Below are 15,098 nucleotides of genomic sequence, written 5' to 3' on the forward strand. Positions count from 1 at the left end.
GAGGAATATTATGAGTTATACGAATGCTGCTCCATCTTTTGGGCAGGCGCCAGAGGCGAACGGACACGGTGCCGGCCCCGTAAAGGTCGATCCGGATCGCATTACGATTGCAGTCATCCTTGCGAGAATGACGGAGTTTTTTGATTTTTTCATTTACGCCATCGCCTCCGCGCTCGTTTTTCCGCATGTCTTCTTCTCTTATGTGGATCCGCTGACGGCCACGCTTTATTCCTTCGCTGTCTTCTCTCTCGCTTTTATCGCAAGGCCGATCGGTTCTCTGATCTTCCTCCAGATCGACCGCAGGTTCGGCCGCGCCGTCAAGCTGATGGCCGCGCTCTTCACGCTCTGCGGTTCCACCATGGCGATCAGCTTCCTGCCATCTTACGCCGAGGCTGGCATGCTGGCCCCCTGCCTGCTGGCGGTTTTCCGTATCGGCCAGGGCCTTGGTCTCGGCGGCGCCTGGGATGGCCTTGTCTCGCTGCTCGCCATGAACGCTCCGCCGAGGCAGCGCGGCTGGTACGCCATGATGCCGCAAATCGGGGCGGCTATGGGTTTTGGCCTCGCGAGCGCCTTCTTCATCGTTTTCGTCACGCAGCTTTCCAGCGCAGAGTTTTTGGCCTGGGGTTGGCGTTTCCCCTTCTTCGTGGCGCTGGCGCTGAATGTGCTTGCGCTCTTTGCCCGCCTTCGCATGATCGTGACGCCGGAGTTCCAGGCCATGCTGGAACAGCATGAACTGGAGCCGCGTCCCATGTTCAGAATGCTGCGGTCGCAGTTCCCGGTGGTTGTCACCGGTGCATTCGTGCCGCTGGCGAGCTTTGCGCTCTTCCATCTCGTCACCGTCTTCCCGCTGAGCTGGGTTTCTCTCAACACCAGCCAGCGCGTGTCGGACTTCCTCTTCGTGCAGTTCGTCAGCGCCATCATTGCCGGCGGCATGATTGTCGTTTCGGGCATTCTGGCGGATCGTATAGGGCGGCGGAAACTTCTGGCCATCGCGGCGGTCCTGATTGGTCTCTTCAGCCTTGTGGCCCCCGTTCTTCTCAGTTCCGGTGATATCGGCCGTTATCTCTTCGTGCTGATCGGCTTCTCGCTGCTGGGCCTGTCCTTCGGTCAGGCGGGCGGCGCGCTCGCCTCCCGCTTCAGCCGCGAGTACCGCTACACCGGCGCATCTTTGACCTCGGACATTTCCTGGCTGATCGGTGCTGGCTTCGCGCCGCTCGTTGCGCTCGGATTTTCGTCCAAATTCGGCCTTTTTGCGGTCGGCATCTACCTCATGTCGGGCGCCCTTTGTACGCTTATTGCACTCTGGTTTAGCCGCACGCTCGAAATGCCGTCTGAGTGATCCGAGCAATTTAAAAAATTCCTGAAGCCGTCACGCCGCGAAATCCTGTCGGATTTCGCGGCTTTTTTGTTTTTTTATTGCGTCGGACCGATTTTAATCTTGACTTTCCCAATCATGAAATATTACGTAAGCAATACTGACGTAATTCGGCGTATCTCAGCGCTTGAAAGTCGGCCACTAGGGAACGCGATGCGAACGAACACGATCATTATTTGCGAAAAAGCGGCGATTGCCGCCCAGCCGTTTGACGGCCGCAAAACGACCGTTCGCGCCATCAAACGCCGATAAGCAGAAGAAGAGGAGCAGCCAGGTCGCCTGCGGCTCCGCCCGCAGAGCGCCGGCTGACGCGCCGGATTCGGAAAAAAGGCGATGCCGCGCGAATTGCGCAATGAGAGGAGAGTGCCTTGAGCGTGACGGAGCAAAAATTCGGCCTTTACGATGCCGCATTTGAAAAAAACAGCTGTGGCGTTGGTTTCATCACCCGCAAGGACGGCGTGCAGACTCACGATGTGTTGAAGCGCGGCCACGAGGCGCTCTGCGCCGTCCCGCATCGCGGTGGCATGTCGGCAGAAGGTGTCGGCGATGGTGCCGGGGTGTCGCTGGATTTGTCGCTCTCCTTCTTTCGGAAATTGACTGGCGAACACGGTTTGCAGGCCGGCCGTTTCGGCGTCGGCAATTTTTTCCTGCCGCAGAACTCCGCGTTCCATGATGAGGCGGTTGGCATTATCGGCAGCGCGCTGCAGGAGCAGGGATTTTCGGTCCTCACCGTCCGTGATGTACCGGTAAATGACGCGGCCATCCGTGCTGCCGCCATCCCTTACCAGTTGCCGATCCGCCAATGGGTTTTCTCTGCTCCGGCCGAATGCGCAACTCTGGCGGAATTCGACTGGCGTATCCACAAGGCACTGATTGCCATCGAGGCGCTTGCGTATAGCGTGCCTGACCTCGCCGGCTTTTATCCGCTCTCGCTCAGCGCCCGCACGCAGGTCTTGAAGGGCCGTCTGAACTCCCATGAGGTGATGCCCTATTTCTGCGACCTGACGGATCCGCGCCATGAAGTGCATACGATGTATTTCCACACGCGGTTCTCCACCAATACCGATCCGCACCCATCCATGGCGCAGCCTTTCCGCCTGATGGCGCATAATGGCGAACTCAACACCGACAAGAAGAACCGCCTGTCGGAAGCGGCAGTCGCCCTGGCGAAGAATGCCAGCATCATCAGGCCGAAAGGCCAGTCGGATAGCTGCCGTCTGGACCAGACCTTGCAGGCGCGGGTTATGGAGGACGGTCTTGACCTCGTTACCGCTGTGGTCTCGATGATGCCACCAGCCTGGGAAAACGACGACACCCTGTCGCCGGGCGTGAAGGAGATGCTGGAATATTTCTCTCTCTATGAGGAGAAAAATGACGGTCCGGCCGCGCTGATCTTCGGCGACGGCACTATCGTTGGCGCGCGGCTCGATCGGCTTGGCCTGCGCCCGCTGCGCACCGTCGAGACGGACGAATATCTCTGTGTCATGTCGGAGGCCGGGCAGATCGCCTTTCCGGCGGAGAGCGTTATCCGGCGCGGCCGCATCGAGGCGGGCGGCATGCTTTATTACGACCACGCCGCGCGCCGCGCCTTTTCCACCGTCGAGGCGCTGGAGCTTCTTGCCGCGCGCCGCGACTATTCATCCCTGCTGCGCGAAGCCCGTGTCATGCTGGAGGATCTGCCGGAAGTGCCAGCGGAAAAGCAGGGCTCACCGCTGCGTTATAATGGTGATCTCGAACGTCACCAGCGTTACGTCGCCTATTCGCACAATCAGGAAAGTTTTAAATTCCTGATGGACCCGATGCTGGCTTCCGGTTCCGAAAAAATTTCGGCGATGGGATACGGCAATGCCATCAACGCGCTTTCCGATCAGGAAGGTGGGGTCGCCAAGTATTTTTCGCAGCGTTTCGCGCAGGTCACCAATCCGCCGCTAGACAGTATTCGCGAAGCTGATGGCATGACGCTACGGGTGGCCCTGGGTGCCAAGCCGAACAGCGGCGCTAAGAAGGCACGCCAGATCGTCGTGCGCTCGCCAATCCTTAGCCACCTGGACATGCTGCGCATCCGCGAGCAGACCGAGACGCCGGTGTGCCGTTTCGAAATGCTCTATGCGCCCGTCTTCGATCAAGGGGAGGCCAATGAAGCGGCATTGAGAGAGGCGATAGACGGACTGTGCGCCGCGGTCGCCGCTTTTGCCGCTGGCGAAGGTGGCATTGCCGTGATCACTGACCGGCATGTTTCCGCACGTCGTGCCGCTTTGCCGATGATCATGGTCGTTTCCGCCATCAATCAGCGACTGATCGAGGAAGGCCTCAGGCTGCGTGTGTCGCTGATCGTCGAAAGCGGACAATTCTCCTCCTCCCATCACATTGCAGCCGGTCTCGGCTTTGGCGCTTCGGCGGTCTATCCGCTCGCCGTGCAGTTCCGCGCCGAGGAGAAATTCGGCAGCGAAGCCGACAAGGCCTTCAAGCGCTTCGCCAAGGCGGCGGAAAAATCGCTGATGAAGACCATGGGCAAGGTGGGCCTGTGTACGGCGGAAAGCTATATCGGGGGCGAGTTCTTCGAGCCGAACTTCCTCGATACGGAAGATGACGTGCTGAAGCGTTATTTCCCGAATGTGAAAACGCCGGTCGGCGGCGTGAGCTTCGCCGTCATCGCCCAGGCCGTGGCGGACTGGCACCGCAAGGCGCTGTCTGTAAAGGGAGAAAGCGACATTCCGCTGCTCGGTCTTTTCAAGGAGCGTGCCGAAGGGGCCGGCCATTCCTATGGCACGACGGCCGTCCGCGGTTTCGTGGATATGACGGAGGAAAAGATCGGCTTCGACAAGGGAACCGAAAACGAAGAGGCGCTGCGTCTCCTGCCGCTCAACCGCTTGGAAGATGCCTTCGGTCTCGGCGACGCGGCCTATTATCACACCAGTTTTGACCGGTTGACCCCGGAGGCGATCGATGCCTTCGAGGTAACGCCCGGCTACCGCGCATTTGCCAGTATGATGGCGGAAGAAAGAGCGCGTCGCCCCGCCGCCCTGCGCGATGTCCTGGAATTGCCGGCGGATGTGACGTTCGCCGGTTCGGCGGAAGAGTTTCGCCGTGAAATGGGTCGGTTTTCCCGCAAGGGCAATAACAGCTTCATGGTACGGGGCTTGCTCTGCGAAGGCGCAGAGGAAGGCGCCTTCCGGCTGCAATTGACCGGCCCGGACGGCCATGAGCTTGCCAGGCTCGCAGCACTTGGCCAATCGCTGATCGATCGCTTCGGCGAGGACATAGTTGGACATTGGCTTGAAGGGGGCGCTCTTCTGGTTCAGGCGAGGGGCGAGGCTTCCGATTACCTCTCGCTTGTTCGCACCGCGCCGGCGAGCATTTCGCTCAATGCCGTGCAAAAAGCCAGCGAGATCACCATGACCCTCGCCTCTGGTGCAATGAGCCATGGCGCGCTTGTCGCGGCCGCTCATGAGGCTGTGGCGCATGGCACCAACATGGTTGGCGGCATGTCAAATTCCGGTGAGGGCGGCGAGCATATATCGCGATACGGCACCATTCGCGCCTCGCGCATCAAGCAGTTCGCATCGGGCCGCTTCGGTGTCTGGGCCGGCTATCTTGCCGATCCGATGCTGGAAGAGATCGAGATCAAGATCGGCCAGGGCGCAAAGCCCGGCGAAGGCGGACAATTGCCGTCTCCAAAGGTCACGGTGGAAATCGCCGCCGCGCGTGGCGGTACGCCGGGCGTCGAGCTTGTCTCGCCGCCGCCGCATCATGATACCTATTCCATCGAGGATCTGGCCCAACTCGTCCACGACGCCAAGGCAGCGCGCGTGCGGGTCATCGTCAAGCTGGTCTCGTCAGAAGGCATCGGCACGATCGCGGTCGGTGTCGCCAAGGCGGGAGCGGATGTCATCAACGTCGCCGGCAATACCGGCGGCACGGGGGCGGCGGCCGTTACCAGCCTCAAATATACTGGGCGCGCCGCAGAAATTGGCGTTGCCGAGGTGCATCAGGCGCTTTGCGCCACCGGCCTGCGCGCCAAGGTGCTGTTGCGCTGCTCCGGCGCGCACCAGACGGCGAGCGATGTCGTGAAATCGGCTCTTCTCGGCGGGGATAGTTTCGAATTCGGCACCACGGTGCTGATGATGCTGAAATGCGTCATGGCGAAGAACTGCAACATCAAATGCCCGGCCGGCCTCACCACCAATCAGGAGGCGTTTAACGGCGATCCGCGGGCGCTGGCGCAATATCTCATGAACATCGCCCATGAAACGCGCGAGATCCTGGCCGCACTCGGGCTCCGTTCGCTGCGGGAAGCGCGAGGCCGCTCAGATCTTCTTCACCTACTCGATCATCCCGCAAGCGTTGGCCAGCTTGACCTCCGGGCAATGCTAACAGTGGTCGAGGAAGTGAAGATCGACAGCCCGGTCTATATGGAAAAGGACTTCGCGCTGGACGATGCCTTCATCGAACTCGTGCGCTCGGCACTGGTCGACGGCGGGCGCGAAAGCATCGAGCTTGGCGGCAACCGTTTCCTTAACAATTGCAACAAGAGCGTCGGCGGCCAGCTCGCCGTCGATATCGAACGTATGCTGAACCATGAGCTTTCCGACGAAGAGGCGGATGCGCTGCCGGCCGTCAGGCGGGACAGCCGTGGCCGTCGATTTCTGGAAGCGGGTTCCGTGCGCATCGATACATCAGGTTCGGCTGGACAATCCTTTGGCGCTTTCTGCAACGACGGCATGGTCATGGTCCATACCGGTACCTGCAATGACGGCGTCGGCAAAAGCGCCTGCGGTGGCACCATCGTCGTGCGTTCTCCCGGCGGCGGTTCGCAGGAGGCGGGCGGGAATGTGCTGGTCGGCAATTTCGCACTGTTCGGCGCAACCGGCGGCCGCACCTTTGTGGAAGGGCAGGCAGGCGACCGTTTCGCGGTGCGCAACTCCGGCGCGACCGCCGTTGTGGAGGGCGTGGGGGATTTTGCCTGCGAATACATGACCAACGGTGCGGTGCTTAACCTCGGCAGTTTTGGCAAGGGCTTCGGCAACGGCATGAGTGGCGGTTTCGTCTATCAATACGATCCCTATGGCGACCTGCCGAAGAAAGTCAGCCACGATTCGATCCTGCTTGGCTCCATCACGGGCGAGGACGAGCAGGCGGCGATCCATCGTCACGCCGTTCACCAGCTTCTGAACTGGCACGCGGTGGAGACTGGCTCAGCGAAGGCCGCATGGCTGCTGGAAAACTGGGAGAGCGAACAGCACAATTTCGTTTACGGCATGCCACGCGCGCTGCTGCTTTATCAGGACAGCGACGAAATTCTCAAGGCCAAGCCGCGCAAGGAATTGCTGGAGGAATTGGCTTCCGCACTTGCTGCCCATCAGCTGCGGAAGTTCAAGCTGGCCTATCGAGATCGCAAGTCCGTATTGAACGGCACCGTGCCGGCCTATGGCGAAACGGATACGGAAGACATGTACGCACTGATCAACAATTACACTGTGTTGAGCATGGCGCAGGCCATTGCCTTGCAGCGATTGCCGATGGCATCGGGTCCTTCCGACGCCGCCATCGAAAAGGCGGTGCGCAATCTCATCCTTACGGAAGATTATGCCCTGATGCAGCGTCTGCTGAAATATGCGCGCGAGGCTCTTTCCGACCATAACGACGCACAGCTTGCGGTGATGATCGCCGCCAAGCGACTTGATGACTACAAGCAGGCACTGGCGCGCCGCAACATCTGGTCGGTGGACAGTCCAGGCACCTATGGCTGGATCATTCAGCAGAGCCGCAAAAACATCGAGAAGATCGGTCGTCTGCCGGGCTTCGAAGAGCTTTTCGCGGCCCGCGCCATTCCTGACCTAACCGCCGCATCCAGCCAGAACAGGGCAGCATGATGAAGATACCTTACATTCCCGAAGACGCGCCCTTTAACGGCGACCAGCGCGCCTGGCTTGCGGGTTTTTTAGCCGGGCTCCACTCCCGCGCGGCCATTGGCCTGGAGGCATCTGTCGCCGCTGCCGCTCCCAAGACGGCAGCGAGCGTGCTGAACATCCTCTTCGGCACACAGACCGGCAATGCCGAGGCGCTGGCGATGGATATCGCCGCCGCCGCCCGCACGCGGGGTATGCAGCCGGCGGTGATGGCGCTTGACGACGTGTCCATGGAGCGCCTCGGTTCGATGAAACGGGTCATTGTCGTGACCTCGACCTATGGCGAGGGTGAAATGCCCGATAATGCGCAGCTATTCTGGGAAGCGCTTGCCGCTGACGGTGCGCCACGACTGGAGGCGATGAATTTCGCCGTGCTGGCGCTGGGTGATACGGGGTATGACGGATTTTGCCAGGCCGGCAAACTCATCGATACGCGCTTTGAGCAGCTCGGCGGCAAACGTATGAAAACGCGGATTGATTGCGATATCGACTTCGAGGACGCCGCCGCCGCCTGGATCGATGAGACCCTGCCAATTGCACTTGCGCTCGATGGCGACCAGGCGGCGACTATCGTCATGCCTCGGCCGGCCCAACTCCCCAGGCGGGCGAAACAGGAATGGAATCGGAAGAATCCCTATCTGGCGCGGCTAAGCGTCAATCACCGTCTTTCCGGTCCGGCTTCATCGAAGGAAATCAGGCATTACGAATTCGATCTCGGGGAAAGCGGCCTCAGCTATGAGGCGGGTGATGCGCTTGGTGTCGTTCCGGTCAACTGCCCGAAACTGGCTGGTGCGTTGCTCGACCATTTCGGGGCGGAAGCCGATAGCGAAGTGGCCGGGCTGGATCGTTCGGTGGGAGACGCATTTCTCCGCATGTTCGAAATCTCGACGCCTTCGCGCGAACTGGTCGCCGAAATCGGCAAGCGCGCGGGTCATGACGAACTGGCGCATGTTCTTGCGAACGGCGACAGGGAGCAGCTGGCCGCCTTTCTCTGGGCTAAGGATATTCTCGACCTGCTCAATCTTGGCGGCAGGCGTCTTTTCGATCTTGCTGAATTCGTGACTTTCCTGAAACCGCTGCAGCATCGGGCTTACTCCATCTCCTCCAGCCCCCTTGCCGCGAGAAACAGCGTGCATCTGACGATCGCCAGCGTGCGTTATCGCGCTCACGACCGCGAGCGCGGCGGCGTGTGCTCCACCTATCTGGCAGATCGGGTGGAGCCAGGGGCGACTGCCGGGGTTTTCGTTTCGCCCAACAAGGCGTTCCGTGTGCCGCAGAACGACGATGCGCCGGTTATAATGGTGGGTCCGGGCACGGGAATAGCGCCGTTCCGGGCCTTCCTGCAGGAACGGCTGGCGCGGGGCGCCACCCGCAGGAACTGGCTGTTTTTTGGTGACCAGCACCGGCAGTCGGACTTCATTTACGAGAGTGAGCTGGGTGAAATGAGCCGTGCGGGCGTGCTGACGCGTCTCGATCTCGCCTTTTCGCGCGATCAGGCGGAAAAGATCTACGTGCAGACGCGCATGCGGCAGAATGGCAAGGCGCTTTATCAGTGGCTCGAAGAGGGGGGCTATTTTTACGTCTGCGGTGACGCGACCCGCATGGCGAAGGACGTAGACGATGCCCTGCACCGGATCATCATTGACGAGGCCGGCCTGTCGGCGGAAGCAGCAAGCGAATATGTCAGCCAGCTGAAGCGCGAGAAGCGCTATCTTCGTGATGTCTACTAGCCGTCAGCGCGAGGGGATCCGGATGCAACGGTGCATTCAGCAATTGCTGCAGACTGTCTCCGCATCGCGCTGCTTGAAGAAATAATCGCGGCCGATGGTGATCGACTTGACGCCAGAGGAGGAGATGTCGGTCATGAACATCAGCAGTTCATGCGGGACAGAAAGTTCGACATGGATGAGGAAGCTGTCAGCAATCAGCAGGCGGGTCGGCACCACCACCGCAGAGCCGACCGCATAGGGCCGTTGGTTCTTCTCATCCCAGGACCAGGTGATTTTCGCCTGTTTCTGGGCATCGATCTTGATACCGCTGATCTTTAGGCGGAGACCCTTCGTGCTATAGGGCGCGAAGACTGCGGATGCTACATCCCCCATGCCTGCAAGATAGGTCTTGTCTACAGAACCCGTTTTCGAAATCAGGTCGTTGATCGTCGCGGCGGCGCTGCTTGCCCGCTTGTAGGTATTGTAGCCGATGGTGAGTTCGAAGGACGTCACATAAAGTGCGAGCAATATCGGGAAAATGATCGCGAATTCCACCGCGCCAACACCGCGGCGATCTCTTGCGAAGCGTGAAGCAAGCGCAATGAAACGCAGATTGCCTTGCGTCACGGCGGCAATCAGACCTGCCATCAGGAGCCCCCGCTTGTCGTGTATTTTTCGTTCATGAAAGCGTCGGTCGCGACGATCAGGAAGTGAGAAGGCATCGATCCATCGGCCGGGCGAATTTTTGTAAGATAGGGGCGAATGATATCGGCGGTCACGCGCCAGCGATAATAGACACGCAGCATGTTGATCGTTTCCGGCCCACCCGGCTTGAAGCCGAATTGCGCCGTATCAAGATCGTAATATTCTCCGAAGGCCTTCAAAGGTATGGCGGTGGGGATATCCTTGAAGGTGGTGAAAGAGCGAAGATCGATATAGAGCTTCTGTTCCGTTTTGATCTCATCCGCGGAGCAGGTGATTATCACCGAGACTTCGTTGCAGAAGTTCTTTCGGAAGTCTTCTTTCGAAATTGAACTGCTGATCTGCCCCGTCCTCAGCCGCCGGGCCATGCTTTCGGTGGCATTGACGACCACCTGCTCCGCGATCATGGCGATGAAGGTTTCGATGATTGCGAAAACAACCAGGAAATAAGGGATGGCGAGGATCGCGAATTCGATGGCTGCGGTCCCGTCGCGCGAAACTCCGAATTTTTCCAGCAATGGCTTCAGTTTGGCCAGTCGCATGAGGCAGTGTCGATCTCTAAGCATATGCGGCAAGCGCAACCGTTGAATTGTTGCGGACCATAATCAACCGATGTTTAAAATCAGTTACCTCGGTGATTTATACTTTAGTGATTTATGAAAATGACACAGACGCCAAATGAAAAAAGCCCGGCACGGGGCCGGGCTTAAATAAACCAGGGACGTGATTATTCCGCGTCCGCTTTCGACAGAACCTCGAGCGTGGGTGTCGAGGTGATATTATAGCCGCAGTCTACGTAATGGCACTCACCCGTCACGCCGCGCGAGAGGTTGGACAGAAGGTAGAGCGCAGACCCGCCGATATCGTCGATATCCGCCGTCCGTCTCAGCGGCGCGTTCTTCTGGTTCCATGCGTAAATGGCGCGCGCGTCGGAGATGCCCGCACCTGCGAGCGTGCGGACCGGGCCGGCCGAGATGGCGTTGACGCGAATGTCCCGAGGGCCGAAATCGGCAGCGAGATAACGCACGGAAGCCTCGAGCGCCGCCTTGGCAACGCCCATGACGTTATAGTTGGGAATGACGCGCTGCGAACCGTTATAAGTCAGTGTCAGCATGGAGCCGCCATTCGTCATCAGCTCGGCGGCGCGCTTGGCGATTTCCGTGAAGGAGAAACAGGAAATGACCATGGTGCGGCTGAAATTCTCGCGCGTCGTATCCGCGTAAAGGCCCTTCAGCTCGTTCTTGTCGGAAAAGCCGATGGCATGCACGACAAAATCCAGCGCGCCCCATTTTTCGCGAATCGTCTGAAACAGCGCGTCCACAGAAGCGATATCTTCGACATCGCAAGGCACGATGAAGTCGGAGCCAAGTTCCGCGGCGAGCGGTTTGACACGCTTGCCGAGCGCTTCACCCTGATAGGTGAAGGCCAGTTCCGCGCCCTGTGCCGCAAGTGCCTTGGAGATACCCCAGGCGATGGAGTGATTGTTAGCGACGCCCATGATGAGGCCGCGTTTACCCTGCATGATGCCGTTCATGGGCAATTATCCGTTATGACGCTGGAAGACGAGCGTGGCGTTGGTACCGCCGAAGCCGAAGGAATTGGATAGGATGGTGTCGATCTCGGCATTGTCGATGCGGCTGCGAACGATCGGAACGCCCGCAAATTCCGGATCGAGTTCGGAAATATGCGCGCTCTCGCCGATGAAACGTTCCTGCATCATCAAGAGGCCGTAGATCGATTCCTGCACCCCGGCCGCGCCAAGCGAGTGGCCAGTGAGAGATTTTGTCGACTGGATGTGCGGGATCTTGTCGCCGAAGACTTCGCGGATCGCGCCGATTTCCTTGCTATCGCCAACCGGCGTCGAGGTGCCGTGGGTATTGATGTAGTCAATGTCGCCCTTGACGGTGGAAAGAGCCTGCCGCATGCAGCGGATCGCGCCTTCGCCTGAAGGGGCAACCATGTCGTAACCGTCAGAGGTCGCGCCATAACCGACGATTTCGGCATAAATCTTGGCACCGCGTGCCTTTGCGTGTTCCAGCTCTTCGAGAACCAGAACGCCCGCACCGCCGGCGATGACGAAGCCGTCGCGGTTGACGTCATAGGCGCGCGAGGCGACGTCGGGGGTCTCGTTGAATTTGGACGACATGGCGCCCATGGCGTCGAAAAGGTTCGACATCGACCAGTCGAGGTCCTCGTGGCCGCCAGCGAACATCACGTCCTGCTTGCCCCACTGGATCATCTCGGCGGCGTTGCCGATGCAGTGCGCCGAGGTGGAGCAGGCCGAAGAGATGGAGTAGTTGACGCCGTGGATCTTGAACCAGGTCGCGAGCGTGGCCGAAGCGGTGGAGGACATCGCCTTCGGCACGGCAAACGGACCGATGCGCTTCGGGCTGTTGTTCTTCAGCGTAATATCGGCAGCTTCGACGATGGTGCGGGTCGAAGGACCGCCCGAGCCCATGATGATGCCGGTGCGCTCATTGCCGCTGATATCGCTCTCTTCCAGACCGGAATCGGCGATTGCCTGCTTCATGGCAACATGGTTCCACGCGCCGCCCTGTGACAGGAAACGCATGGCGCGGCGGTCGACCAGATCGGTGGGGTCGAGAGAAGGCTTGCCCCAGACCTGGCACTTGAAACCGTGTTCGGCAAAATCCGGCGAAAAAGAAATGCCGGATTTGGCATTGCGCAGCGACGCGGTGACTTCAGCGGCATCACCGCCGATGGAAGAAACAATACCGAGGCCGGTGACAACAACTCGTCTCATGAAAGGGACCTTTTCTTAAGATTTCGGCTGGACAACCGAAGCCGCCCGGCGTTTGTCTGAACTATTCCGTCTGCCTCAGGCAGCCTTTTCCTTGGACAGGCCGACCCGCAGGTCTGTCGCCTGATAAATGGTTTCGCCGTCCGCCTTCAGCCAGCCGTCAGCAGTTCCAAGCACCAGACGGCCACGCATCACGCGCTTGAAATCAATACCATATTGAAGGAGCTTGGTGTGAGGGCGCACCATGCCCTTGAACTTCACTTCGCCGGTGGAAAGCGCCATGCCGCGGCCTTCTTCGCCCAGCCAGCCGAGGAAGAAGCCGGTCAGCTGCCACATGCCGTCAAGGCCGAGGCACCCCGGCATGATCGGGTTGCCCTGGAAATGGCAGGGAAAATACCAGTCATCGGGGCTGACATCATATTCGGCACGGATGAAACCCTTGTCGAACGCGCCACCGGTTTCTGAAATTTCGGTGATGCGGTGAACCATGAGCATGGGAGGCAATGGGAGCTGTGCATTTCCCGGGCCGAACAATTCGCCGCGACCGCAGGACAGGATCTCCTCGTAATTGTAACTTGATTGCCTCGTTGCCATACCGCTTTCACTTCCCCAATTACTGGTGTTGATCGACTTCACTAGAGCAAGTTAGGTTCAAAATGAAGCGCTGCAAGGGCAGAGGCGGTTCCGCCCCCATTCTTTGTCTTCGAACCTTCTTTGCAGAAGTCATTACCTCAATATGCCGTCCGCATACAGGAACCATCCGGTCGGAACCAGAGGAAATTTGCAGGAATGGCCGGTTTGCGGCCATTTGCGACACTCGGCGGCGCTGAAACTATTGAAAGCATTCCCTGCAAAAGATATATGCTATTGCAATTGACGGGTGGCATACCTCTGTTTGGAATGGGATTGCATGGCATTTGACGCCACATTGGATATCGGAACGAGGCTGCGGCGCTCTGGGCTGAGGCCCACGCGCCAGCGCGTGGCTTTGGGCGATCTTCTCTTCGCGAAAGGTGACCGCCACCTCACCGTCGAGGAACTGCATGATGAGGCTGTGACAGCTGGCGTGCCCGTTTCTCTCGCCACGGTCTACAACACGCTGCATCAGTTCACCGAGGCCGGTCTCATCCGTGTTCTCGCCGTGGAAGGTGCCCGTACCTATTTTGACACCAACGTGTCGGACCACCATCACTTCTTCGTGGAAGGCGAGAACGAGGTTCTCGATATACCTGTCAACAATCTCCAGATCGGCAATCTGCCGGAAGCGCCTGAGGGCATGGAAATCGCCCATGTGGATGTGGTGATCCGCCTCCGCCGCAAGCGCGGCTGAAGTTCTTCGGTTCGACAATGGATGTGCAAATGGCGCCCGCGGGCGCCATTTCTGTTTTCAGCGACGTTCCATGGGTCACTTCATGACATCTTCCGGACGTCTGCCGGGCTTGCCTTTATAGGGCGGGAAAGTCCAGCCGAAGATCAGCGCGCCGGACCGGATCCCAAAGGCCATCAGCACGCCCGCTGCCGAAGCGGCATAAAGCGGCGCGCCGAAGAAATAGACGACAATGAAGGTGGAAGAGCCCAGAAGCGCGCAGGTGATGTAGATTTCCGGCCGCAAGAGCACGGAAGGCTCACCGGCGAGAATATCGCGCAAAACCCCACCAAATGTTGCCGTCAGAACGCCGGTGACAATGGCGACAGTGGCCGAACCGCTTGCTGCAAGGCCCTTCGCCGCTCCCATGACGCAATAAGCAGAAAGGCCGAGCGCATCGAGCCAGATCAATACCCGGTAACGGGATTCGAACAGATGTGCCGTGAAGAACAGCAGCACCGCCACCGAGACGCAGACGAGAATATAGGTGGGGTTGATGACCCAGAACACCGGCGTTCTGCCGAGCACGAGATCACGCACCGTGCCACCGCCGATACCGGTGGCCGCCGCAAAAAACAGGAAGCCGATCAGGTCGAGCTGCTTGCGCGAAGCGGCAAGCGCACCGGTTGCGGCAAACACTGCCACGCCGGCATAGTCGAGAAACCCCAGAAGTGTCATGAAAAGGTTCCCCCCGGAACACGGGCGGCGAACACGTCAGTGTCGCGCAAGCACTAAACTCTAGGCTGGCCGCCCGGATGATCGCAACATCCATAACCCAAACGGATGCAAAGGAAAATGCCGTGCGAATCGCTCTCGTTGCCGCTCTTCAGGCGCTGGTTCTCTTGATGTTCCCGGTGGCGCTCTCGGCGCAGCAGCAGCTGGTGAGCGATCCGGAGATTTACGAGAAGGATCATTTCCGCAACGAGTGCAAGGTGGCAGCATTCGGCGACGATTTCGTCACACGGCTGGATATCAACAATGACGGGTTGATGGATGCCGTCGTCAATCACGGAGTTCTGGATTGCGACGGCGAAAAAGGCCGCGCCTGTGATGACGAGGGATGCCCCTATAATTTTTACGTGCAGGTGAAAGAAGGCGGCTACCTGATGATCGCGACGGCCCGCATCTACGGTTATGACTTCATCAAGCGGTTCGGCAACATGGTCTTCGTGCTGAAGATGCATCCGCGTTATTGCGAGCGTACTGATAAGGAGCCCTGCCTGATGACAGTGCGGGTGCGCGGGACAAAATTCGTCACGATCTCGCGAAAGTGAGC

At 59.2% G+C, this 15,098-nt stretch carries 11 protein-coding genes; 5 read left to right on the forward strand and 6 right to left on the reverse strand.

From position 1 onward, the window contains the following. Positions 1–10: 10 nt before the first annotated feature. The 3 genes from BTN45_RS13790 (at position 11) to BTN45_RS13800 (ending at position 9,014) form a co-directional block, all read left to right on the forward strand. Positions 11–1,339, forward strand: a complete 1,329-nt coding sequence (locus BTN45_RS13790; protein ID WP_004439203.1) for an MFS transporter — start codon at positions 11–13, stop codon at positions 1,337–1,339. Between the two features lie 404 nt (positions 1,340–1,743). After that, positions 1,744–7,248, forward strand: coding sequence for a glutamate synthase-related protein (locus tag BTN45_RS13795; RefSeq protein ID WP_207588307.1), 5,505 nt, complete (start codon positions 1,744–1,746; stop codon positions 7,246–7,248). After that, entirely contained in the window at positions 7,245–9,014 is a 1,770-nt protein-coding gene (locus tag BTN45_RS13800; RefSeq protein WP_207588309.1) for a sulfite reductase flavoprotein subunit alpha, read from the forward strand. The genes BTN45_RS13795 and BTN45_RS13800 overlap by 4 nt, the downstream gene beginning before the upstream one ends. 36 nt (positions 9,015–9,050) lie before the next feature. On the opposite strand, the gene BTN45_RS13805 is transcribed toward BTN45_RS13800, so the two are convergent. The 5 genes from BTN45_RS13805 to fabA all read right to left on the reverse strand — a co-directional run bounded on the left by BTN45_RS13805 (position 9,051) and on the right by fabA (position 13,050). After that, a complete protein-coding gene (locus tag BTN45_RS13805; protein ID WP_022555381.1) occupies positions 9,051–9,641 on the reverse strand; it encodes a TadE/TadG family type IV pilus assembly protein in 591 nt (196 codons plus the stop codon). Further along, on the reverse strand, positions 9,641–10,237 hold the full coding sequence (locus BTN45_RS13810; RefSeq protein WP_004439213.1) for a TadE/TadG family type IV pilus assembly protein: 597 nt from the start codon (positions 10,235–10,237) through the stop codon (positions 9,641–9,643). The genes BTN45_RS13805 and BTN45_RS13810 overlap by 1 nt, the downstream gene beginning before the upstream one ends. A 185-nt stretch (positions 10,238–10,422) precedes the next feature. Beyond that, entirely contained in the window at positions 10,423–11,229 is an 807-nt protein-coding gene (fabI, locus tag BTN45_RS13815; protein ID WP_022555382.1) for an enoyl-ACP reductase FabI, read from the reverse strand. A 6-nt stretch (positions 11,230–11,235) separates the two neighbouring features. Beyond that, positions 11,236–12,459, reverse strand: a complete 1,224-nt coding sequence (gene fabB / locus BTN45_RS13820) for a beta-ketoacyl-ACP synthase I (protein ID WP_207588311.1) — start codon at positions 12,457–12,459, stop codon at positions 11,236–11,238. Between the two features lie 75 nt (positions 12,460–12,534). Beyond that, positions 12,535–13,050 (reverse strand): 3-hydroxyacyl-[acyl-carrier-protein] dehydratase FabA, encoded by a 516-nt coding sequence (fabA, locus tag BTN45_RS13825; protein WP_003507274.1) that lies wholly within the window; start codon positions 13,048–13,050, stop codon positions 12,535–12,537. 316 nt (positions 13,051–13,366) lie between these two features. On the opposite strand from fabA, the gene irrA reads away from it, so the two are divergent. Further along, a complete protein-coding gene (gene irrA, locus BTN45_RS13830; RefSeq protein ID WP_003493135.1) occupies positions 13,367–13,786 on the forward strand; it encodes an iron response transcriptional regulator IrrA in 420 nt (139 codons plus the stop codon). A 75-nt stretch (positions 13,787–13,861) separates the two neighbouring features. Here irrA and BTN45_RS13835 read toward each other — a convergent pair whose 3' ends face one another. Beyond that, positions 13,862–14,500: a trimeric intracellular cation channel family protein gene (locus BTN45_RS13835; RefSeq protein WP_004439220.1), complete on the reverse strand. Its 639-nt coding sequence runs from the start codon at positions 14,498–14,500 to the stop codon at positions 13,862–13,864. 77 nt (positions 14,501–14,577) lie between these two features. Here BTN45_RS13835 and BTN45_RS13840 point away from each other — a divergent pair, with 77 nt between their 5' ends. Beyond that, entirely contained in the window at positions 14,578–15,096 is a 519-nt protein-coding gene (locus BTN45_RS13840; RefSeq protein ID WP_006699798.1) for a hypothetical protein, read from the forward strand. Positions 15,097–15,098 lie beyond the last annotated feature (2 nt).

The sequence above is a fragment of the Rhizobium sp. ZX09 genome, assembly GCF_017357485.1.
Classification (GTDB): domain Bacteria; phylum Pseudomonadota; class Alphaproteobacteria; order Rhizobiales; family Rhizobiaceae; genus Agrobacterium; species Agrobacterium pusense.

What these genes read in the sequence shown, in the direction of transcription:
- BTN45_RS13835 (WP_004439220.1), bottom strand. Translation starts at nt 14,500, where the DNA reads ATGACACTTCTGGGGTTTCTCGACTATGCCGGCGTGGCAGTGTTTGCC.
- BTN45_RS13840 (WP_006699798.1), top strand. Translation starts at nt 14,578, where the DNA reads ATGATCGCAACATCCATAACCCAAACGGATGCAAAGGAAAATGCCGTG.
- fabB (WP_207588311.1), bottom strand. Translation starts at nt 12,459, where the DNA reads ATGAGACGAGTTGTTGTCACCGGCCTCGGTATTGTTTCTTCCATCGGC.
- fabA (WP_003507274.1), bottom strand. Translation starts at nt 13,050, where the DNA reads ATGGCAACGAGGCAATCAAGTTACAATTACGAGGAGATCCTGTCCTGC.
- BTN45_RS13790 (WP_004439203.1), top strand. Translation starts at nt 11, where the DNA reads ATGAGTTATACGAATGCTGCTCCATCTTTTGGGCAGGCGCCAGAGGCG.
- fabI (WP_022555382.1), bottom strand. Translation starts at nt 11,229, where the DNA reads ATGAACGGCATCATGCAGGGTAAACGCGGCCTCATCATGGGCGTCGCT.
- BTN45_RS13800 (WP_207588309.1), top strand. Translation starts at nt 7,245, where the DNA reads ATGATGAAGATACCTTACATTCCCGAAGACGCGCCCTTTAACGGCGAC.
- BTN45_RS13805 (WP_022555381.1), bottom strand. Translation starts at nt 9,641, where the DNA reads ATGGCAGGTCTGATTGCCGCCGTGACGCAAGGCAATCTGCGTTTCATT.
- irrA (WP_003493135.1), top strand. Translation starts at nt 13,367, where the DNA reads ATGGCATTTGACGCCACATTGGATATCGGAACGAGGCTGCGGCGCTCT.
- BTN45_RS13810 (WP_004439213.1), bottom strand. Translation starts at nt 10,237, where the DNA reads ATGCGACTGGCCAAACTGAAGCCATTGCTGGAAAAATTCGGAGTTTCG.